The 20565-nt window shown below is 65.5% G+C and carries 24 protein-coding genes; 17 read left to right on the plus strand and 7 right to left on the minus strand.

The window, feature by feature from the left end:
• Positions 1-5: 5 nt before the first annotated feature.
• Positions 6-1199, minus strand: a complete 1194-nt coding sequence (locus JQ572_RS00795) for an alpha-D-ribose 1-methylphosphonate 5-triphosphate diphosphatase (RefSeq protein ID WP_211381089.1) — start codon at positions 1197-1199, stop codon at positions 6-8.
• A complete protein-coding gene (locus tag JQ572_RS00800) occupies positions 1196-1858 on the minus strand; it encodes an LbetaH domain-containing protein (RefSeq protein WP_211381090.1) in 663 nt (220 codons plus the stop codon). Before JQ572_RS00800 ends, JQ572_RS00795 begins: the two co-directional genes overlap by 4 nt.
• A 173-nt stretch (positions 1859-2031) precedes the next feature.
• Here JQ572_RS00800 and phnC point away from each other — a divergent pair, with 173 nt between their 5' ends.
• The 4 genes from phnC to phnE (JQ572_RS00820) all read left to right on the plus strand — a co-directional run bounded on the left by phnC (position 2032) and on the right by phnE (JQ572_RS00820) (position 5636).
• Positions 2032-2841 carry a phosphonate ABC transporter ATP-binding protein gene (phnC, locus tag JQ572_RS00805; protein ID WP_211381091.1) on the plus strand — a complete coding sequence of 270 codons (810 nt, stop codon included), beginning with the start codon at positions 2032-2034 and terminating at the stop codon, positions 2839-2841.
• A 65-nt stretch (positions 2842-2906) separates the two neighbouring features.
• On the plus strand, positions 2907-3836 hold the full coding sequence (phnD, locus tag JQ572_RS00810) for a phosphonate ABC transporter substrate-binding protein (RefSeq protein ID WP_211381092.1): 930 nt from the start codon (positions 2907-2909) through the stop codon (positions 3834-3836).
• 70 nt (positions 3837-3906) lie between these two features.
• Positions 3907-4791 carry a phosphonate ABC transporter, permease protein PhnE gene (gene phnE, locus JQ572_RS00815; RefSeq protein ID WP_211381093.1) on the plus strand — a complete coding sequence of 295 codons (885 nt, stop codon included), beginning with the start codon at positions 3907-3909 and terminating at the stop codon, positions 4789-4791.
• 29 nt (positions 4792-4820) lie between these two features.
• Positions 4821-5636 (plus strand): phosphonate ABC transporter, permease protein PhnE, encoded by an 816-nt coding sequence (gene phnE, locus JQ572_RS00820; protein ID WP_249128848.1) that lies wholly within the window; start codon positions 4821-4823, stop codon positions 5634-5636.
• A gap of 58 nt (positions 5637-5694) precedes the next feature.
• On the opposite strand, the gene phnF is transcribed toward phnE (JQ572_RS00820), so the two are convergent.
• Complete coding sequence (gene phnF, locus JQ572_RS00825; protein ID WP_211381095.1) at positions 5695-6423, minus strand: phosphonate metabolism transcriptional regulator PhnF; 729 nt, start codon at positions 6421-6423, stop codon at positions 5695-5697.
• Positions 6424-6542: 119 nt separating this feature from the next.
• Here phnF and phnG point away from each other — a divergent pair, with 119 nt between their 5' ends.
• From phnG to JQ572_RS00870, 9 genes are read left to right on the plus strand one after another with little or no spacing between them, the layout of a single operon-like run.
• Positions 6543-7007: a phosphonate C-P lyase system protein PhnG gene (gene phnG, locus JQ572_RS00830; RefSeq protein ID WP_211381096.1), complete on the plus strand. Its 465-nt coding sequence runs from the start codon at positions 6543-6545 to the stop codon at positions 7005-7007.
• Between the two features lie 4 nt (positions 7008-7011).
• A complete protein-coding gene (gene phnH, locus JQ572_RS00835; RefSeq protein ID WP_211381097.1) occupies positions 7012-7620 on the plus strand; it encodes a phosphonate C-P lyase system protein PhnH in 609 nt (202 codons plus the stop codon).
• Positions 7621-7624: 4 nt separating this feature from the next.
• Positions 7625-8740 carry a carbon-phosphorus lyase complex subunit gene (locus JQ572_RS00840; RefSeq protein ID WP_211381098.1) on the plus strand — a complete coding sequence of 372 codons (1116 nt, stop codon included), beginning with the start codon at positions 7625-7627 and terminating at the stop codon, positions 8738-8740.
• Entirely contained in the window at positions 8737-9627 is an 891-nt protein-coding gene (locus JQ572_RS00845) for an alpha-D-ribose 1-methylphosphonate 5-phosphate C-P-lyase PhnJ (RefSeq protein ID WP_211381099.1), read from the plus strand. The genes JQ572_RS00840 and JQ572_RS00845 overlap by 4 nt, the downstream gene beginning before the upstream one ends.
• The gene (gene phnK, locus JQ572_RS00850) at positions 9620-10417 is read left to right on the plus strand and encodes a phosphonate C-P lyase system protein PhnK (protein WP_211381100.1); all 798 of its coding nucleotides are present in this window, start codon (positions 9620-9622) and stop codon (positions 10415-10417) included. The genes JQ572_RS00845 and phnK overlap by 8 nt, the downstream gene beginning before the upstream one ends.
• A gap of 36 nt (positions 10418-10453) precedes the next feature.
• On the plus strand, positions 10454-11152 hold the full coding sequence (phnL, locus tag JQ572_RS00855) for a phosphonate C-P lyase system protein PhnL (protein WP_211381101.1): 699 nt from the start codon (positions 10454-10456) through the stop codon (positions 11150-11152).
• Positions 11153-11163: 11 nt separating this feature from the next.
• A complete protein-coding gene (locus JQ572_RS00860) occupies positions 11164-12321 on the plus strand; it encodes an alpha-D-ribose 1-methylphosphonate 5-triphosphate diphosphatase (RefSeq protein WP_211381102.1) in 1158 nt (385 codons plus the stop codon).
• Positions 12318-12914: a phosphonate metabolism protein/1,5-bisphosphokinase (PRPP-forming) PhnN gene (gene phnN / locus JQ572_RS00865; protein WP_211381103.1), complete on the plus strand. Its 597-nt coding sequence runs from the start codon at positions 12318-12320 to the stop codon at positions 12912-12914. The genes JQ572_RS00860 and phnN overlap by 4 nt, the downstream gene beginning before the upstream one ends.
• Before the next feature lie 17 nt (positions 12915-12931).
• Positions 12932-13543 (plus strand): pyridoxamine 5'-phosphate oxidase family protein, encoded by a 612-nt coding sequence (locus JQ572_RS00870; RefSeq protein ID WP_211381104.1) that lies wholly within the window; start codon positions 12932-12934, stop codon positions 13541-13543.
• Between the two features lie 52 nt (positions 13544-13595).
• Here the strand turns inward: JQ572_RS00870 and JQ572_RS00875 are convergent, their stop codons facing one another.
• The gene (locus tag JQ572_RS00875; protein WP_211381105.1) at positions 13596-14327 is read right to left on the minus strand and encodes an SDR family NAD(P)-dependent oxidoreductase; all 732 of its coding nucleotides are present in this window, start codon (positions 14325-14327) and stop codon (positions 13596-13598) included.
• 392 nt (positions 14328-14719) lie between these two features.
• On the opposite strand from JQ572_RS00875, the gene JQ572_RS00880 reads away from it, so the two are divergent.
• Positions 14720-14953, plus strand: a complete 234-nt coding sequence (locus JQ572_RS00880) for a hypothetical protein (RefSeq protein ID WP_211381106.1) — start codon at positions 14720-14722, stop codon at positions 14951-14953.
• A 10-nt stretch (positions 14954-14963) separates the two neighbouring features.
• On the opposite strand, the gene JQ572_RS00885 is transcribed toward JQ572_RS00880, so the two are convergent.
• The 3 genes from JQ572_RS00885 to JQ572_RS00895 form a co-directional block, all read right to left on the minus strand.
• A complete protein-coding gene (locus JQ572_RS00885; protein ID WP_211381107.1) occupies positions 14964-15746 on the minus strand; it encodes an alpha/beta fold hydrolase in 783 nt (260 codons plus the stop codon).
• Positions 15747-15749: 3 nt separating this feature from the next.
• Positions 15750-17045, minus strand: coding sequence for an O-acetylhomoserine aminocarboxypropyltransferase (locus JQ572_RS00890; RefSeq protein WP_211381108.1), 1296 nt, complete (start codon positions 17043-17045; stop codon positions 15750-15752).
• An 81-nt stretch (positions 17046-17126) separates the two neighbouring features.
• Positions 17127-17924, minus strand: coding sequence for an IclR family transcriptional regulator (locus JQ572_RS00895; protein ID WP_211381109.1), 798 nt, complete (start codon positions 17922-17924; stop codon positions 17127-17129).
• A 142-nt stretch (positions 17925-18066) separates the two neighbouring features.
• Here JQ572_RS00895 and JQ572_RS00900 point away from each other — a divergent pair, with 142 nt between their 5' ends.
• From JQ572_RS00900 to JQ572_RS00910, 3 genes are read left to right on the plus strand one after another with little or no spacing between them, the layout of a single operon-like run.
• Complete coding sequence (locus JQ572_RS00900) at positions 18067-19032, plus strand: Bug family tripartite tricarboxylate transporter substrate binding protein (RefSeq protein ID WP_211381110.1); 966 nt, start codon at positions 18067-18069, stop codon at positions 19030-19032.
• A gap of 3 nt (positions 19033-19035) precedes the next feature.
• A complete protein-coding gene (locus JQ572_RS00905; protein ID WP_211381111.1) occupies positions 19036-19653 on the plus strand; it encodes a flavin reductase family protein in 618 nt (205 codons plus the stop codon).
• A 49-nt stretch (positions 19654-19702) separates the two neighbouring features.
• Positions 19703-20563, plus strand: coding sequence for a fumarylacetoacetate hydrolase family protein (locus JQ572_RS00910; RefSeq protein ID WP_211381112.1), 861 nt, complete (start codon positions 19703-19705; stop codon positions 20561-20563).
• Positions 20564-20565: the final 2 nt, after the last annotated feature.

Here is a 20565-nt window from a genome sequence, read left to right on the forward strand (position 1 = left end):
CGAATTTAGGCCGCGACGACAGCCTCGCGCGGCGTTGCCACTGCTGCGAGCAGCCGCGTCGCATCGGTAAGATGGACGAGCTTGCCGCCTGATATCACCGCGATCAGACGCGGCCGCAGCAGCACGCTGTCGTCGACCAGCAGAATGTCCGCGCGCCGTCCTTCCGCGAGCACACCGCGATCGGCAAGGCCGGTCGCGCGCGCGGGCGCGGCGGAAACCAGGTCCCAGGCTTGCGTCAGCGGCAGCACGCCGTCGGCGGCTAGACGGAACGCGGCGAGCAGCTGCGCGGGATAGTAATAGTCCGACGCCAGCACCGAGCAGAGGCCCTTGCCGATCATGTCGGATGCCTTGGTCCAGCCGGTGTGGCTGCCGCCGCGCACGACGTTCGGCGCCCCGTAGACGATGGCGTCGCCGTGGCTCGCGGCCTCCCGCGCCGTCTCCTCGTTGATCGGAAACTCCGCGATACCCACCCCCATGGCGCGAAATTCCTGCCGCATCGCCGGCGTCGCATCGTCGTGCGAGAGCATGCGCACCTCCGCTGCCCGGGCCGCGGCGGCGAGCCGGGTGATCGAAGCGGGAACGTCGGCGGCGCGCGAAACGATGTGCGCGACCAGGGTGTCGAAATCCTCGCTCGACAATCCCGTGCGCTCCACCATGCGGTTGCGCTTGCGCGGGTTGGAGATGTCGGCAACGACCCCGTCCATGTGGTCGTTGAAGGCGAACAGGTCGACGCGGCCCTCGGCGAGCCACTGGCTGATCTCGGCTTCGGCCTCGAGATTGTAGGTCTCGTGCCGCAGGTGGAAGCGGGTGTCGGCAGCGAACTGCGGGCGCTGCCGCTCGATCGCCTCCATCAAGCCACGCGCATTTCCGGCGCTGCGCAGGCCCGGCTCCCACGAACAGGTCGTGGCGTGAAACACCGTGGTGATGCCGTTGCTGATCGCCTGACGGTCGCTGTCGGCGAGCGCCACGTCGATCGGGAAGTCGACGCCGGCGCGCGGCATCATCTGGCGCTCGAAGGCATCGCCGTGCAGATCGACGATGCCCGGCAGCACCAGCAGGTTGCCCGCATCGAGCGCCAGCCGTGCACGGTCGCGCGAGGCATCGACCTGCGCAATGTCCGTTCCGGACACGAGAATCGAAGTCTCGACGAGTTCGGAGCCGATCAGGGCGCGGCCGCCTTCGAGAAAGATGTCTGTCACGCGACCGCGCTTCGCTTGCTGCTGCGGGAGGAGCTTGCCCGTGCTTCGTATGTCGAAAGAAAATCTTCAATCCCGAGCTTGCGGAAACCGGGCAGTGCTTCACGCAATTTGTCGTGATCCCAATCCCACCAGGAGAGCCTGGCAAGCCGCCCTGCGACCTCTTCCGAAAATCGACGCCGCATGATGCGGGCCGGATTGCCGGCGACGATGGCGTAGGCCGGCACGTCCTTGGTGACGATGGCGCCGGCGGCGATCACCGCGCCGGTGCCGATGTTGCGGCCCGGCAGCACGATGGCACCGTGGCCGATCCAGACGTCATGGCCGATATGGACGTGGTGCTGCCGCCGCCAGCCGAAGAACTCGGTGTCGTCACTCTCGCCGGGGAAGTAGGCGCTGGAGCGATAGGTGAAATGCGCCTGGGTCGCGCGATGCATCGGATGATTGCCGGGGTTGATGCGCGTCATCGCCGCGATCGAGCAGAATTTTCCGATGGTGGCGTAGGTGATCTGCGCGTCGTTCACAACATAGGAGTAGTTGCCCATCGTGACTTCATTCAGGATCGTGCGCGCGCCGACTTCGGTATAGGTGCCGAGCCTGGTCTCATGGAGCTTCGCCGTGGAATCGATGGTCGGTTCGACCGAGAGCGCTTTACCGGCCATGCGGCATCCATAAGATCGAGGGCGGGCGTACCTCTTCGAGCGGCTTGATGACAACGTCATGACGATGTGATGACAAGGGAAGGTGTGCATGATCGTCGCACCGCAGCGCGCGTGTCACACAAGTGTCAAGCACCAGCGATAGCGGTTGGTCCCAGCATACTCTGGAGCCCTGCATGCTGGTGGTGGAAGGTCTGACGTGTCGCTTCGGCGTGAAAGCCGCGGTGGACGACGCTTCATTTCAAGTTTCCCCCGGCGGCTTCGTCGGTGTGATCGGGCGCTCCGGCGCTGGCAAGTCGACCATGCTGCGCATGATCAATCGCCTCGCGACGCCGACGCAGGGCCGCATCCTGTTCGACGGCCTCGACGTCACCGCGCTGCGCGGCAAGGAGTTGCGGCAGTGGCGGGCGCGCTCGGCGATGATCTTCCAGCAGTTCAACCTGGTCGGGCGGCTCGATGTTCTCACCAACGTCCTGATGGGGCGCCTCGCGACGATGCCGGCCTGGCGCTCGCTGACGCAGACCTGGCCCGAGACTGACAAGGCGCTGGCGATGTCGGCGCTCGAACAGTTCGACATCGCCTCGCTCGCCGCCCAGCGCGCCGACCAGCTTTCCGGTGGCCAGCAGCAGCGCGTCGCGATTGCCCGCGCGCTGGTGCAGCAACCCGACATCATCCTCGCCGACGAGCCGATCGCCTCGCTCGACCCGCGCAACACCAAGATCGTCATGGATGCGCTGCTGCGCATCAACAAGCACTTTGGCATCACCGTGCTCTGCAACCTGCATTCGCTCGACCTGGCGCGCAGCTATTGCGACCGCCTGATCGGCATGGCGCAGGGCCGCGTGGTGTTCGACGGCGCGCCGGCCGAGCTGACCGACCATGTCGCGCGCGAGCTTTACGATCTCGAAGCCACGGACGTCATGGGCGGCACGCCTGTACCGGCGCCCGAGGGCATTCCAGCGCTTGGAACGGCGGCCGCCGCCTGAGCGGCGCCTCATCTGCTTAGTTGCCAGTTTTGCGTCAACCGACCCCAACCGATGGAGAGGGTACCATGATCACTCGCAGACTAGTTCTTGCCGGCACCGCCGCGCTCGCCTTTGCCGGATCTGCTTCCGCCGAAGACTGGAAGACGAAATATCCGGAGATCACCTTCGCCGTGATCCCGGCCGAGAACGGCTCCGGCGTCACCGAGCGCTACGGGCCTTTCGTCAACTATCTGTCGAAGGAGCTCGGCATCAAGGTGACCCTGCGTGTCGCCAACGACTACGCGGCCGTCATCGAAGGCCAGCGTGCCGGCAACATCCATATCGGCTATTACGGCCCTGCCTCGTTCGCGCGCGCCCGCCTGACCGGCGTCAAGACCGACGCCTTCGTGATCGACGTCAACGCCGACGGCTCGAAGGGCTACTACTCGGTGTTCTACGTGCTGGCGAAGTCGCCGTACCAGAAGGTCGAAGAGCTCAAGGGCAAGAATCTCGGCCTGGTCGATCCGAACTCGACCTCAGGCAACAACATGCCGCGTTTCAAGCTGAACCAGATGGGCATCGATCCCGACGCCTATTTCTCCAAGGTCATCTTCACCGGCAGCCATGAGAACGCCGTGCTGGCCCTGGCTCAGGGCACGGTCGACGTCGCCGCCAACTGGTGGAATGCCGACGACGATTCCAACCTGACCCGCATGCTCAACAAAGGCATGGTGAAGTCGGCTGACGGCACCGTGATGAAGAAGGAAGACTTCCGCATCATCGTGAAGTCCGACCTCATCATCAACTCGCCCTACGCCTATCTCAGCGACCTCCCGGACGACATGAAGGCGGCGATCAAGAAGGCCTTCCTTGAGGCGGCGCAGAAGGATCCCGAGGCGTTCAAGAAGCTCTCCGACGGCAAGAACAAGCCGTGGGAGCCGACCGTCAATGACGATTACAACAAGACCATCGAGCTGATCAAGTTCGTCGACAATCTGCGCAAGAAGGCGTCCTGATCACGTCAGGACGATGCACTGGAGCCGGGTCGATGGACCCGGCTCTTTTTCTTGATGGACCGCCCGACACATGACGCTCGCCGTTTCGATTCTCCCCGAACAGCAGCTCGCGGTGCTGAATGTGGCCTACCGCAAGGCGGTTGCCCGCAAGCGCCTGCGGCTTATGGCAGGTGCAGGGCTGTTTGTTGCTGCGCTGATCGTGGCCTCGATCGGCGCCGAAGTTAACCTGCGCACCTTCTTCACTTATTTCGGCAATTTCATCAGCTATTTCGACCGTATTCTCACGCTCGACAACGGCCAGCGGGTCTGGACCAATTTTGGCGAGTGGTTCTGGGGGTGGCGCAATTGGCTGAAGCTGCTCGCCGAGACCCTGCTGATCAGCTATGTCGGCACGCTGATCGGAGCGGTGTTCGCGTTCGCGCTCAATTTCTTCGCGGCCGAGAATACTTCGCCGGGACCCTGGCTGCGCTTCGTGGTGCGGCGGCTGCTCGAGTTCGCCCGTACCGTGCCGGGCATCGTATTCGCGCTGATCTTCGTGATCGCCTTTGGTCTCGGCCCGATGGCTGGCGTGCTCGCGATTGCGATCCACTCCACAGGCGCGCTCGGAAAGCTGTTTTCCGAGATCGTCGAGAATGCCGACATGAAGCCGGTCGAAGGCATCCGATCGACTGGCGCGAGCTGGCTGTCCTGCATGCGCTTTGCGATCCTGCCCCAGGTCTCGGCCGGCTACGCGAGCTACGCGCTGCTGCGTTTCGAGATCAATGTGCGCGAGGCCTCGGTGATGGGTTTCGTCGGTGCCGGCGGTATCGGACAGGAGTTCATCGTCGCGATCCGCAAGTTCTACTACTCCGATGTCAGTGCCATTCTCGTGACGATCATCGTCACGGTCTTCCTGATCGACATCACGACCGGCTGGGTGCGCGGCCGACTGTTCGGCAAGGAGGCGCGGACGTGAGCAAGCGGCCCGAAGTCGATGCCGCGCAGATGCGCGCGCGCTATCCCGATGTGTTCGGGCGGCCGGCCGCGGCGCGGCTCGCGACGCCGACGATGATCGTCGCAGCGTTCGCGATTTTCATCTATGGCCTCGTCGACCTCGATTTCTCTCCGTCGCGGCTCTTCAACGGCCTCAGCCAGCTCGGCTGGATCAGCATGATGATGATCCCGCCCGATCCCGGCTCGTCGCTGCCGCTATATCTGAAGGCGATGGGCGAGACGCTCTCGATTGCGCTGCTCGGCACCACGCTGGCTGCGCTGTTCGCGCTTCCGGTCAGCCTGTTTGCCGCGCGCAACGTGGTTCCGTCGAAAATCCTGCGCTTTCCGATCCGCCGTTTCCTCGATTCGATCCGCGGCGTCGACACGCTGATCTGGGCGCTGGTGTGGATCAACGTCGTCGGGCTCGGCCCGTTCGCCGGCGTGCTCGCCATCGCCGTGTCGGATTTCGGCGCCTTCGGCAAGCTGTTCTCCGAGGCGATCGAGGGCGCCGACCAGAAGCAGGTCGAAGGCATCCGCGCCTCCGGCGGCAGCGCGCTGCACGAGATCCGCTTCGGGCTGCTGCCGCAGGTCCTGCCCGTGATCGCCGGCCAGGTGCTCTATTTCATCGAATCCAACACGCGCTCGGCCACCATCATCGGCATCGTCGGCGCCGGCGGCATCGGCCTCCAGCTCGCTGAACAGATTCGCGTGCTGGAGTGGCAGAAGGTGTCGTTCCTGATCCTGATGATCCTTGTCGCAGTCGCCGCGATCGATTTCATCTCGAGCAAGCTGCGTTTTGCCATCATCGGGCGGCGGGCGGTGGTCTGATCATCAATGCGCCTTTGCCCGCCCTACGATTCCGGTTTCGCGGAGAGAGGGGAAGAGCCTACGACTCCACCAGAAACTCCACCCGCTCCGCCGCAAACCGCGAATGCTTCGTCACCAGCGGCTTGTCGTCGAGATCGTGGTCGGTCGCGTCGACCACCAGGATCGGCCGTCCGAGCGGCAGATCAAGCCGTGCGGCGTCCGTCGCATCGACGATGCCGGCGGTGATGCGGGTCGCGCCGCGGCGGTAGTCGCGGACGCCGTAATGCTCGAGCAGCTTGGTCATGGAGCGCGTCGCCGCGAATACGACTCCCGCATTCGGGAACAGCTCGGCCGACAGCCACGTCGTGGAGACACAGATCGGCGTCCGGTCGGCGAGGCGGATCGCCTCGATCCGCACCAGCGGCGCACCGACTTTCAAGCCAAGCTCACGCGCGACCTCGCGGGTTGCGACATCATCGGACGCTTCGATCAGGCGGCCGTGCGGTTCGCGGCCCTCGGCGCCGACGATCTCGGAGAAGCGGGTCCGCGAGCGCAGCGGATAGGCGAGCTTCTGCGCCTCGACATAGGTTCCGCTGCCGCGCTCGGCGCGCACGATGCCGCGTTCGGCAAGCGCCGCCAGCGCCCGCCGCACGGTGTGGCGGTTCACGCGATAGGTTTCGGCAATCTCCATCTCGCCCGGCAGCTTGTCGCCGGTCGCAAAGCGGCCGTCGGCGATGCCGCGCTCGATGCCGTCGGCAACGAGGCGCCACAGCGCGACGCCCGAAGAGGCTGTGTCCTGCATGCTCATATTGCCGGCAAGCTACTCCAGAAATCACATCTTTGTCACGAAACAGTCATGGCGCTCTCGTATCAAGTTGTCTAGTATCATAGACAACTTGGATTCGGCAAGTTCGGCAGAAACATTCGGTGGATTTGGTGACCCAGCACAACAATCAGCAAGCCCAGCGCAAGGCCGCGATGGCCGTGCTGGCGCACGCGGAGGCGGGCGAGATCGCCGCCCGCCTCCGCGCTCTCGCCCTGCCGGCCCATCAGGATCTGCGCGCACCGGAAAACGGCCTCGTCATGCTGCGCGGCCGGGTCGGCGGCGACGGCGCGCCGTTCAATCTCGGCGAAGCCACGGTCTCGCGCGCCGCGGTGCGGCTCGCGAGCGGCGAGGTCGGCTTCGGTTACACGCTCGGGCGCGACGGCGATAAGGCGCGGCTGATCGCGCTGTGCGATGCGCTGGTGCAGTCCAGCGATTTCGGCGCAGCGGTGGAGCGCGAAATTATCGCGCCGTTGCGTGAGCAGCTTATGGTCAGGCGCAAACAGGCGGCGGCCGAGACCGCTGCGACGAAGGTTGATTTCTACACCATGGTGCGCGGTGAGGGGTGAGATCATGACCACGATTGCGGAACTGCCCCCGGGTTTCGCCGACAAGGTGCTGTCGGCGCAATCGACCTTTCGTTCGGTCATGGACGCGATGGCGCGGCCGGGCTCGGTCCAGCGCATCGTGCCGACGGCCGGAACGGCTCTTACGATGATGCGCGGCACGGCCGCGATCGCGCTGACGCTGTTCGACCATGACACGCCGCTCTGGCTCGACGCGCGGATGACGGAAGCTTCCGATGTCGTGAAATGGTTGAAGTTTCATACCGGCGCGCCGGTGGTGCAGGATTCCTCGATCGCCGCATTCGCGCTGATCAGTGACGGCGGGTCGCTGCCGGCGCTGGAGCGCTTCGCGCTCGGCACGAACGAATATCCCGACCGCTCGACCACGCTGATCCTCCAGGTCGATAGCCTCGACGCGGGCCGCGGTTTCGAGCTGCGCGGCCCGGGCATCGATGGTGTCGCCACGCTTCATGCGTCGATCAAGCCTTTCGACCTGTTCGAGCGCTTGCGTGTGAACGAGGCACTGTTTCCGCGCGGCATCGATCTGGTGCTGGTCGCCGATGACGCCGTGGTTGCGATCCCGCGCACCACGCGCGTCGTGAACAAGGGAAGCTAGTCGCATGTATGTCGCAGTCAAAGGCGGCGAACGCGCCATCGAGAATGCCCATCGCCTGCTCGCCAACGCGCGTCGAGGCGACCAGGGGGTTCCGGAACTTACGCTCGACCAGATCTCGGAACAGCTCGGCCTCGCCGTGGATCGCGTCATGAGCGAAGGCTCGCTCTATGATCGCGAGCTCGCGGCGCTGGCGATCAAGCAGGCGCGCGGCGACCTGATCGAGGCGATCTTCCTGGTCCGTGCCTTCCGCGCCACGCTGCCGCGTTTCGGCGCGAGCGAGCCGGTCGATAGCGGCGCGATGCGGGTGCAGCGGCGGGTGTCCTCGACCTTCAAGGACATTCCCGGCGGCCAGATCCTCGGGCCAACCTTCGACTACACCCATCGCCTGCTCGATCCGTCTCTTGCCGAGGGCTTTGTACCGGAAACACCGGCAACGGCCGAAGCATCCACGGCGCCGACGCCGCGCGTGACCGACATTCTGGGCCGCGACGGGCTGATCGAATCCTCGCCGCAAGCCGAGGACGGTGCGGGCGTCGGCGATCTCACCCGCGAGCCGCTGAACTTTCCGGCGGATCGCGACCTGCGTCTGCAAAACCTCGCGCGCGGCGACGAAGGCTTTCTGCTGGCGATGGGCTATTCCACCCAGCGCGGCTATGGCCGCAACCATCCCTTCGCCGGCGAGATACGCTTCGGCGAGGTCGAGGTCGAATTCGCAGCTGAGGACGTCGGCTTCGCCGTGCCGCTCGGCTCCATCGAGCTCACCGAGTGCCAGATGGTCAACCAGTTCAAGGGCTCCGCGACGGAAGCCCCGTGCTTCACCCGCGGCTATGGCCTCGCCTTCGGCCAGAGCGAGCGCAAGACGATGTCGATGGCGCTGGTCGACCGCGCGCTGCGCGCCCGCGAACTGGGCGAGGAGGCATTGGCACCGGCGCAAGATGAAGAATTCGTGATGTCGCATTCGGACAACGTCCAGGCGACCGGCTTCGTCGAGCATCTGAAGCTGCCGCACTACGTCGACTTCCAGTCCGAGCTCGGCCTGCTCCGCAAGCTGCGCCAAGAATTTTCTGAAGCGTTTGCGAAGGCCAATGCGCCCGATGCCATGAAGGAGGCCGCGGAATGAACGCGCCCGCCTACAATTTCGCCTATCTCGACGAACAGACCAAGCGGATGATCCGCCGCGCGATCCTCAAGGCGATCGCGATCCCGGGCTATCAGGTGCCGTTCGCCAGCCGCGAAATGCCGATGCCCTATGGCTGGGGCACCGGCGGCGTGCAGGTCACCGCGGCGATCCTCGGGCCCCAGGACGTGCTGAAGGTGATCGACCAGGGCTCCGACGACACCACCAACGCGATCTCGATCCGAAAATTCTTCGCCAAGACGGCCGGCGTCGCGACGACGACGGCAACGATTGATGCGACCGTGATCCAGACTCGTCACCGCATCCCGGAGACGGCGCTGCACGAGAATCAGGTGCTGGTCTACCAGGTGCCGATCCCCGAGCCCTTGCGCTTCCTCGAGCCGCGCGAGACCGAGACGCGGCGCATGCACGCGCTGGCCGAATACGGCCTGATGCACGTCAAGCTCTACGAGGACATCGCCCGCTTCGGCCACATCGCGACGGCCTACGCCTATCCGGTGAAGGTGAACGCGCGCTACGTGATGGATCCGTCGCCGACGCCGAAATTCGACAATCCCAAGATGGACAATTGCCCGGCGCTGCAATTGTTCGGCGCCGGCCGCGAGAAGCGCATCTACGCCATTCCGCCCTATACGCAGGTCGTGTCGCTCGATTTCGAGGATCACCCGTTCGAGCCGTATCGCTTCAACGCGCCCTGCGCGCTGTGCGGCACCGAGAATTCCTATCTCGATGAGATCGTGACCGACGACCAGGGCAGCCGCATGTTCGTCTGCTCGGACACTGATTATTGCGAGGGCCGCCAGGCCGTCGGCCATCACGGCAGCCTCAGCGCCGCGCCGTACAAGGACAAGGCTGGCCCACATGGCTGATCTCGACGTGCTCGAAAACGACCAGCCGCTGCTGGTCGCCGAATCCCTCAGCAAGTCCTATGGCCGCATCGCCGCGTGCCGCGACGTCTCGTTCGCGCTCTATCCCGGCGAGGTGCTGGCGATCGTCGGCGAGTCCGGCTCGGGCAAGTCGACCTTGCTGCAGATGTTGTCAGGACAGCTCACGCCGAGCGCCGGCCAGGTCTCGTACCGGATGCGCGACGGCGTCACCCGCGATCTCACGAGCCTCGGCGAAGCCGAGCGGCGCTTTCTGTTCCGCACCGACTGGGGCTTTGTCCACCAGGATCCGGCGCAGGGCCTGCGCATGGCGGTTTCGGCCGGCGCCAATGTCGGCGAGCGGCTGATGGCGGTCGGCTGGAATCACTACGGCCGCATCCGCGATACCGCCTCCGACTGGCTGAGCCGCGTCGAGATCGACATCACCCGCATCGACGATGCGCCGCGCACCTATTCCGGTGGCATGCGCCAGCGTCTCCAGATCGCGCGCAACCTCGTCACCGAGCCCCGGCTGGTGTTCATGGACGAGCCGACCGGCGGCCTCGACGTCTCGGTGCAGGCCCGCCTGCTCGACCTCGTGCGCAGCCTCGTTGCCGAGTTGCACCTCGCCGTCATCATCGTCACCCACGATCTTGCGGTCGCGCGCCTGCTGTCGCACCGCGTGATGGTGATGAAGGGCGGCCGCGTCATCGAGACCGGTCTCACCGACCAGGTGCTCGACGATCCCCGCGAGCCCTATACCCAACTCCTCGTCTCCTCGATTCTGCCGCCATGAGCCTTCCAGTATGAGCCTCCCAATATGAGCCCTGCAATGACCGCCATGATCGACGTCGCCGACGCCAACAAGACGTTCACGATGCACCTGCAGGGCGGCATCGAATTGCCCGTCGTCAGCGGCGTGACGTTTCGCGTCGACCCTGGCGAGTGCGTCGTGCTGTCGGGCCCGTCCGGCGCCGGCAAATCGTCGATCCTGAAGATGATCTTCGGCAACTATCGCTGCGACTCCGGGCGGATCGGCATCCGCCATCGCGGCGCGCTGATCGATCTTGCCACCGCCGAGCCGCGGCAGATCCTCAACGTCCGCCGCGCCACCATCGGCTATGTCAGCCAGTTCCTGCGCGCGGTGCCGCGGGTCGCGACCATCGACGTCGTCGCCGAGCCGCTGATCGCAGGCGGCCTTGCACGTGCGGAGGCGCAAGTCCGCGCCGGCGAATTGCTGCATCGTCTCAACATCCCCGAGCGGCTCTGGCAGCTCCCGCCCGCGACCTTCTCCGGCGGCGAGCAGCAGCGCGTCAACATCGCGCGCGGCTTCATCTCGGAGCTGCCGATCCTTCTACTGGACGAGCCCACCGCTTCGCTGGATGCCGCCAACCGTGCCGTCGTCGTCGAACTGATCGCCGAAAAGAAGCGCCAGGGCGTCGCCATGGTCGCCATTGTCCACGACGACGAAATCCGTCATCTGATTGCCGACCGCATCGTCGACGTCACCAGCTTCGCCGCTGCGGCCTGAAGGGAATGGACATGAACGCCAAGCCGAAGGACACATTGATCGCCAACGCCAGGATCGTGCTGGCCGACCGGGTGATCGAGCAGGGCTGGCTCGCTCTGGCCGACGGACGCATCGCCGAGATCGGCGAGGGCAGGGCGCCTTCGGGCGCTGATGATGCCGGCGGCGACCTGATCATGCCCGGCCTGATCGAGCTCCACACCGACCATCTCGAAGCGCACTACGTGCCGCGGCCAAAAGTGTTCTGGAATCCGGTCGCCGCCGTCGTCTCCTATGACGGCCAGCTCGCCACCTCGGGCATTACCACCGTGTTCGACTCGCTGCGGGTCTGGCGCGAGGACGGCGCCGAGGAAGTCGACGGCCGGGCCGGCACGCTCGCCGCCGCGATCACGACCGCGCGCGACGCTGATTTGTTGCGCGCCGATCACTTCTTGCACCTGCGCTGCGAAATCCCGATGCCGAGCGTGGTCGAGGAGGCCAGGGAGCTGATCGACCGCCCCGACGTCCGCTTGATGTCGCTGATGGACCACACCCCCGGCCAGCGCCAGTTCCGCGACGAAGGCAAGCTGCGCGACTATTACCGCGGCAAGAACGGCGGCAAGACCGATGCCCAGCTCGACGAGCTGTTCGCGCGGCGCTTCGAGTACCAGAAGGCCTATGCCGCCACCAACATGCGCCAGATCGTGGCGCTGGCGCATGAGTACAGGATTCCCCTCGCCAGCCACGACGACACCACGGAGGAGAACGTCGCGGACGCCGTACGCGATCGCGTCTCCGTGGCGGAATTCCCGACCACGCTGGAGGCTGCGCGCGGCCTGCACCAGGCCGGCATCGACATCCTGATGGGCGCGCCGAACGTGGTGCGCGGCGGCTCGCACTCCGGCAACATCGCCGCGGTCGATCTCGCCCGCGAAGGCCTGCTCGACATCCTGTCGTCGGACTACATTCCCTCGAGCCTGCTCATGGCCGCGCTGCAATTGCCCGAGCATGTGCCCGCCATCGGCCTTCCGGCGGCGATCCGCACCGTGACGAAGGCACCCGCGGAGGCGGTCGGCCTGTCCGACCGCGGTGAAATCGCCGTCGGCAAGCGCGCCGATCTGATCCGCGTGCATGTCGCAGGTCACGTCCCCGCGGTCCGCAGCGTCTGGCGCGAAGGGAGCCGTGTCGCATGAGCGAGACCGTGACCGCGGCGGACGAGAGGATCGGCGCGATCGGGCCCGGGCGGCTCGTGCTCGTGGTCGGTCCCAGCGGCGCGGGCAAGGATACGCTGATGCGCCTTGCGCAGGCGGCCTGCGTCGACGATCACGATATCGTCTTTCCGCGCCGCGTCGTGACGCGCGAGCCATCCGCCGACGAGGACAATATCGCGCTGAGCCAGGAGGAATTCGGCCGCGCGCGTGAGCATGGCGATTTCGCCGTCAATTGGCAGGCGCACGGGCATTCCTATGCCCTGCCGCTCGAAATCAACGACGATATCCGGGCGGGCCGCGCCGTCGTCGCCAATGTTTCACGCACGGTGATCGGCGCGTTGCGCCAAGCTTACGCCCATGTCGTGGTGGTCGCGATCACGGCGCCGCCGGACGTGCTGGCGCAGCGGCTTGCCGCCCGGGCGCGGCACAGCGACGGCAACATCGCGGACCGTCTCGGCCGCAGCGTTGACGACGCATCGGCCGGTGCCGATGTCACCATCCTCAATGCGGGTAGTGCGGAGTATCACGGCCGCCAGCTCGTGCGCGTGATCAGGAACGAAGGCTGGCACGAATAGCCAACAAGGAGAACGGAATGTCGGTGATTGAAACGGTCGAGCAGCTAGAGGCCATCTACGGCGCCGTTGGTGATGCCTCGACCGTCAAAGTCGCCGACCACGTCACGCCGCTCTACCGCATCTTCATCGAGAAGGCGCCGTTCGCGGCTCTCGCCACCATCGGACCGGAGGGCATCGACTGCTCGCCGCGCGGCGATGTGCCCGGCTTCGTCCGCATTCATGACCCCAAGACGCTGATGCTGCCGGATCGGCGCGGCAACAATCGTGTCGACTCCCTGCGCAACATCGTGCGCGATCCCAGGGTGTCGCTGATGTTCCTGATCCCCGGCTCGGGCAATGCGGTCCGTGCCAACGGCCGGGCTCATCTGTCGGTCGATCCGGAGCTGCTGGCGTCGTTCAAGGTCGAGGGCAAGGCGCCGCGCAGCGTGATGGTGATGAATGTGGACGAGATCTACTTCCAGTGCGCCCGCGCCATCGTCCGCTCCGACCTCTGGAATCCCGACAAGCGCGTCGATCCCAAGGCGCTGCCGACGCCGGGGCAGATTCTCGCCGAGATGAGCGAGAACCGGGTCGGCGGCGCCGAATACGACCGCATCTGGCCCGAGCGTGCGGCCGCGACGATGTGGTGATCTCTTCTTCCCCTCTCTCACAAGAGGAGAAGGGAGGGCCACGATCACCCTCCTAGTTGAACGCCATCCCGCCGCTCAGCGCGATGGTCTGTCCGGTCATGTAGGCATTGTCGACCAGCAGCATCACGGCCTTCGCCACTTCATCCGTTGTGCCGAAACGGCCGAGCGGGATGCGGCTGACGAGTTGCGGCTGCCCGCTCATCATGTCGGTCTCGATCAGCGACGGCGCCACCGCGTTGACGGTGATGCCTTCCTTGACCAGCCGCGCCGCGTAGCCGCGCGTCAGCCCCTCCATGCCCGCCTTGGACGCGTTGTAGTGCGGCCCGATCGAGCCGGCGCCGCGCGCAGCGCCGGAGGAGATGTTGACGATGCGGCCCCACTTTTTCGCGCGCATCCCGGGCAGCACCGCCTGCGTGCACAGAAAGACGGATTTCAAATTGACCAGGATCGTCCGGTCGAAATCCTTTTCGGTGAGATCGTCGATGCCGCGGGTGATCGCGATGCCGGCATTGTTGACAAGGATGTCGATGGGCCCAAGTTCGGCCGCGACGCGCTCGACCATCGCGGCCACGGCGTCGCGCTGCGAGACATCGGCTGTAATTGCAACGGCGCGACCACCGCTTTTGCTGATCTCGTCCGCAAGCTGCTCGGCCTGTCCGATCTGCTCGCGGCAATTGATCGCCACGGCAGCGCCTGATGCGGCCAGAGCACGACAGATGGCTGCACCAATCCCGCGCGAGCCGCCGGTGACGAGCGCCGTGCGCCCCTTCAGATCATCCGTCATCTCCGGACCTCCCGAATTGCCTGCTTTGTGGTTGCTGGAAGCGTACCATGCCGGCCGCATGCCCGTGTTGAACTCATCGCGAGATGAATCCGTCTGTCGGTGCTTGCGACGGGAGAAGCGCCCCGGCGCGCCGGTGCCAAATATGGAGTGCCATTTCATTGACCAATCGCGACAATCGCTCGATATTTGCAGCATCGAAACTGCTCATCGAGCATGATGCCGCGATATGGGAACCGATCACCAGCGTAACCTTGACGACATGCATGCGGGCATGACGCGGCGCTGTTTCTCGGCGGCAACGGGCGCCTGTTGTTGTTGCTGATCGCCTTCCAGCAGCAACTCACCCCACTAAAAATCCGACAGGAACGCCCTCATCGGGCGAACGAGCAGTGATGTCCCAAACCCAATACAAATCCCGATCGAACGCCTACATCATCGAAATCCACGACCGCGCTGCCGGCATCATCACCCGCGATGAGTGCGGCTACCGCTTCTTCTCCTCGGAGCGACTGCTCGACAGCCTCGAAGGACGGCAATTCCGCTCGGCGCGCGAGGCTGAGCGCGCCGTCCGGGCGGTGCTTTCAGAGCGCCGCCATCGCGCGAATTCCCAACTCTTCGCCATCTGATCGCGAGGACTCAACCCCTCAGCGCCGCCAGCAATTCATCCGGGCGTTCGGCCATGATCATGTGGCCGGCGCCCGGCACCACGACAGTCTTCGCATGCGGCATCGCCGCTGCGAGCGCCTTGCCCGCCTTCGCGGGCGTCATCATGTCCCGTTCGCCGAGGACGAGGGTCGCAGGTACCTTCACGCCAGCGGCCGCGGTGAGTGCGTTCGCGTAAGCATTGCAGGCCGACAAATCCCTGAACAGCACGCCCGGCTCGCAGTGCTTCAACACGGCCTGCGCGCCGCCATGCATCCACAGGCCCGGTGCGAGGCTGCCGCCGAGTTCGGCGTTGAAGCCGAGCCCCCAGATCGACACCATGTCGTTCGCATCCTGCGAGTTGGCCTCGGCGGCCTTCAGCAGATCCGGCCCGACCGTCATGGTCGCAGCGGTGCCGATCAGGCTCAATGCAGAGACCTTGTCGGGATGCCTCGCCGCCGTCTCCAGCGAGATCAGCGATCCCATGGAGTGGCCGATCAGATGCGCCTTCGCAGCTCCGGCGGCATCGATCAGCGCGGCGGTCCAGTCGGCCATGTCGGCGATGCTTGCGAGTGACGGTCCGGGCGAGCGGCCATGGCCGGGCATATCGGGCGCCAGCACGCCAAAGCCGTGATGGGCGAACCAGCGCGTATGCAGGGCCCAGGTCGAATGATCGAAGCCGGCGCCATGAATGAAGACGACTGTGGGCAGGGATTTGTCGAAGTCGCGGCCGCCGGTTGCGACAAACACCTCGGCGCCGTTGACGGAGAGCTTCATGGCCTAGACCTTTTGCGAGATGCGCAGCGCTTGCGCGAGATCGTCGATGATGTCGGAGGCGGTCTCGATGCCGACCGACAGCCGCACCAACTCCTCGCCGATGCCGGCGGCCTTGAGCTGTTCGGCGTCCATCTGCTGATGTGTGGTCGAGGCGGGATGGATCACCAGCGTCTTGGCGTCGCCGACATTGGCGAGATGGCTGATCAGGCGCAGCGATTCAATGAACTTGCGCCCGGCGGGCCGGCCGCCCTTGATGCCGAAGGAGACGATCGAGCCCGCGCCGCGCGGCAGCAATTGTTTTGCGAGCTGGTAGTCGGTGTGGTCCTCAAGCGAGGGATGCAGCACCCAGTCGACGGCCTTGTTGGCCTTCAGCGCTTCCAGCACGAGGTGCGTGTTCTGCATGTGGCGGTCCATGCGCACGCCCAGCGTCTCCACGCCCTGGAGAAGCTGGAACGCATTGGTCGGCGACAGGCAGGCACCGAAATCGCGCAGGCCTTCGGTGCGCGCGCGCATGATGAAGGCGGCCGTGCCGAACTGCTCGTCGAAGACGATGCCGTGATAGCCGCCATAGGGCTCGGTCAGCACGCCGAATTTTCCGGATGAACGCCAATCGAAGCGGCCGCCGTCGACGATCGCGCCGCCGATCGCGATACCGTGGCCGCCGATCCATTTGGTCGCCGAATGCATGACGATGTCGGCACCCAGCTCGATGGGGCGGCTGAGATAGGGCGTGGCGAAGGTGTTGTCGATCAGCAGCGGTATCTTCGCGTCATGCGCGATCGCCGCGACCTTGGGAATGTCCAGCACCTCGAGCCCGGGATTGCCGATGGTCTCGCCGATCACGAGTTTCGTGTTCGGCTTGATCGCGGTGCGGAACGCGTCGAGATCGCGCGGCTTGACGAAAGTCGTGGTGATGCCGAAGCGCGGCAGCGTATGCGCCAGCAGGTTGATGGTGCCGCCATAGAGCGAGCTCGATGCCACGATGTGGTCGCCGGCGCTCAGCAGCGTCGCGATGGCCAGATGCAGCGCGGCCATGCCGCTCGCGGTGCAGATCGCGCCGACACCGCCTTCGAGCGCTGCAAGCCGCTCTTCCAATACGCCCGTGGTCGGATTGGAGATGCGCGTATAGATGTGGCCGGCGCGCTCGAGATTGAACAGCGCGGCGGCGTGGTCGGAATCCTGGAACACGTAGGACGTGGTCTGGTAGATCGGCACCGCGCGGGCGCCGGTCGCAGGATCCGGATGCTGGCCGGCATGCAGGCTCAGGGTCTCGAAGGCAGGCGGCTTTGGCGCGGGCATGCGTGGCCTCGTTGGTCGTTCGGCGATGGCGGCTCTTGTGCCACAAAAACGCGGGGCACGTCAGCCCATTGACAGCGCCCCCTAACCGCGGATCGCCTGCTCGATCGTGCGCGCCTCCCGCAACAGGATCTCCGCGACCTCCTGCTCGCGGCGGGGGCCGAGCCTCGTCCGAACGGCGGAGACGGTCATCGCGGCGGCGGGGCGGCCGTCCGGGGTCTTGATCCAGGTGGAAATCGACTTCGTGCCCTGCACGAGACCGATCTCCCTCATGCCGTATCCTAGCCGTCTTGCCGCGGTGACCTCGCCGAGCACCGTTGCGACGTCGGTCCGGTAGGCCTCGAACCTCTTTTCATTGGCCGCGACGATTTTTCGCGCGTCCTGCGCCGGCATCGCGGCGAGGATCGCGACGCCTGCGCTGGAGACGCCGAGCGGCCGGCGCGCGCCGACCTCGATCGACAGCACCTGGAGCGGATAGATTCCGATCCTGCGATCGACGCACAGCGTGTCGTTGCCGGTCCGCACCGTCAGGAACAGTGTGTCGCCGATCTCGGTGGAGGCGCGCCGCAGCGACGGATTGGCGGCGACCAGCAGCCGGGAGGGCCGCGGCCGCGCCAGCGCCAGCTCCGGCACCTGGTTGCCGATCGCATAGTGGCCGGTTCGCTCGTGCCGCTCGACGATGCCTTCCTCGATCAGCACGTGAACGATGCGATGCACGGTCGGACGGGTGAGGCCGGTCGCCTGCACGACCTCGGCCAGCGGCACGCCGGCTTCGCGCCCTGCGGCAAGAATGCGCAGCACCGCGAGCGCGCGCCGGATCGCCTGCGCGCCCTGTCGCGGTTCTGTCACGCGGGTGGATTTCGATGAGGCCGTCTTGTCCATAATATGGACAAGAACGCCACAATTCACTCGACAGGTAAAGCGCGCATCTGAAGATTGCGCCCCGATCGAGATGCCTTTCGAGCTGCCATCCGCTACGTCTGGGCATTCGACGTTGAATTAAAAGCGCCGCCGGGAGGTTGACATGAGATTAATCTGGATTGCCATAGCTGCCGCAGCGGCGATGTTGGCGGGACCGGCGGCAGGCCAGCAATGGCCGGCGCGCAACGTCAAGCTGATCGTCCCCTATCCCGCCGGCGGCAACGTCGACAGCGCGGCCCGCATCATCGCCGACAAGCTCCAGGAAAAGCTGGGCCAGCCCTTCATCATCGAGAACAAGGCCGGCGCCGGCGGCATGATCGCGGGCGAGGCGTTCGCGAAGTCGGCGCCCGACGGCTACACGCTGTTCGTCGGCGCCAACGGTCCGGTGCTGTTCGCGACCGAGATCAACAAGCGCGACGCCTATAACTGGAAGAAGGATTTTATGCCGATCTCGACCATCTCGATGACGCCGCTGGTGCTCGAGGTGCATCCCTCCGTGCAGGCCAATACCTTCAAGGAGTTCATCGACCTTGCCAAGCGCGAGCCCGGCAAGCTGACGATGGCCTCGCCCGGTCCGGGCACCACCAACCATCTGCTCAGCGAGCTGATGCAGTCCAACCTCGGCCTGCAATGGGTCACGGCGCACTATCGCGGCAATGCGCCTGCCGTCAACGACCTGCTCGGCGGGCAGGTGCAGTTCGCGTTCGACCAGCTCACGGTCAGCCTGCAGCACATCAAGGCCGGCCTGTTCCGCGCGCTCGCCGTCACCAGCCCGCATCGCCTGAAATCGCTGCCCGACGTGCCGACCTTCACCGAGCTCGGCTACAAGGATTTCGACGGCCAGACTTTCACCGGCCTGTTCGCGCCGGCAGGCACGCCGGCGCCTGTGGTCGAGAAGCTGCATGAGGCGCTGAACGCGATCCTGAAAGATCCCGCCGTCGTCGACCGGTTCGAGAAGCTTGGCGGCGAAGCCGTGGCGATGACGCCGGACGAGTTCAGGGCCTATCTCGAGCGCGAGGACGCCAAGTGGATTCCGGTCGTGCGCAAGGCCAACATCAAGGCGGACTGATCGATGCGGATCGACCCCGGCGAGCTCGGCGCGGAGCGCATCTACCGGCTGATGACGGGTATCGTCGTGCCGCGCCCGATCGCCTGGGTGACCAGCCTGTCGCGGAGCGGCGTGCTCAACCTCGCGCCGTTCAGCGCCTTCACCTTCGTCTCGCAGAAGCCGCCGATGCTGGCCATCAGCGTCGGCCGCAAGGGCGCCGACTACAAGGACACCGCCCACAACATCCTCGATACCGAGGAATACGTCATCCATATCGCCGATACCCCGCTGATGTCTGCGGTGCACGACAGCTCGATCGAGCATCCGCCCGAAGTCAGCGAGGTCGCGGAGCTCGGCCTCGAAACGCTGAGCTGCGAGCGCATCAAGGTGCCGCGCCTTGCCGCAGCACCGGTCGCGATGGAATGCCGCTTCCGGCAGTGCCTGGAATTCGGCGACGCGCGCAGCCGGCTCATCGTTGGCGAGGTCGTGATGTTTCACTTCCGCGACGGCCTCGTGACTGACGGCAAGGTCGAGACCAGGGCGCTCGATCCGATCGCGCGCATCGGCGGCCCGCGCTACGCCCGCCTCGGCGAGATCGTGACGCTGAACGCCGTCTTCCAGACCCCCAAATCGAAAGACTGAGCGCGGTCACCTCGCCTGCACCGCGTCAAGATCATTGGAGAGAACGACCATGCGACTCGTGAGCTATCTGTTGGACGGAGAGCCGCGCTATGGTGCTGCCGCTGATGGCGGGGTCGTCGATCTGACGAAGCGCATCGGGCACGACTTCTCCGACGTCAAGGCGCTGATCGCGGCCAACGCGCTGGCCGATGCGCAAGAGGCGGTGGCCGGGCAGCAGCCCGACTACGTGCTTGCGGATCTCGTCCTGCTTCCGCCGGTGCTGGCGCCCGAAAAGCTCTGGTGCATCGGCGTCAACTACGCCGAGCGCAATGCCGAGTACAAGGACAGTTCGGACCTGCCCAAATATCCGAGCCTGTTCGTGCGCAGCATGTCCTCGATGACGGGCTCCGGCCAGCCGATCGAGAAGCCGAAGGTTTCGGATCAGCTCGACTATGAAGGCGAGCTCGTCATCGTGATCGGGCAGGGCGGCCGCCACATCCCGCGCGAAAAGGCCTTCGCCCACATCTTCGGCATGACGCTGTGCAACGAGGGCACGATCCGCGACTGGCTGCGCCACGGCAAGTTCAACGTCACGCAAGGCAAGAACTTCGATCGCTCCGGCAGCATCGGCCCCTGGATCGTCACGGCCGACGAGCTCGACCCGCGCGGACCCCATGACATCGTCACGCGCGTCAACGGCGAGGTGCGGCAGCAGGACACCACCGAGCGGCTGATGTTCCCGTTCGATTTCCTGATCTCCTATCTCTCCACCTTTGCCACGCTGAAGCCCGGCGACATGATCGTGACCGGCACGCCGACCGGGGCCGGCGCCCGCTTCGACCCGCCGCGCTGGCTGAAGGTCGGCGACGTCGTCGAGGTCGAATCCACGCATATCGGCGTGCTGCGCAACAAAGTCGCCGCGGAGAGTTAAGC

The organism is Bradyrhizobium sp. SZCCT0153, from assembly GCF_018129995.1.
Classification (GTDB): Bacteria; Pseudomonadota; Alphaproteobacteria; order Rhizobiales; family Xanthobacteraceae; genus Bradyrhizobium; species Bradyrhizobium japonicum_G.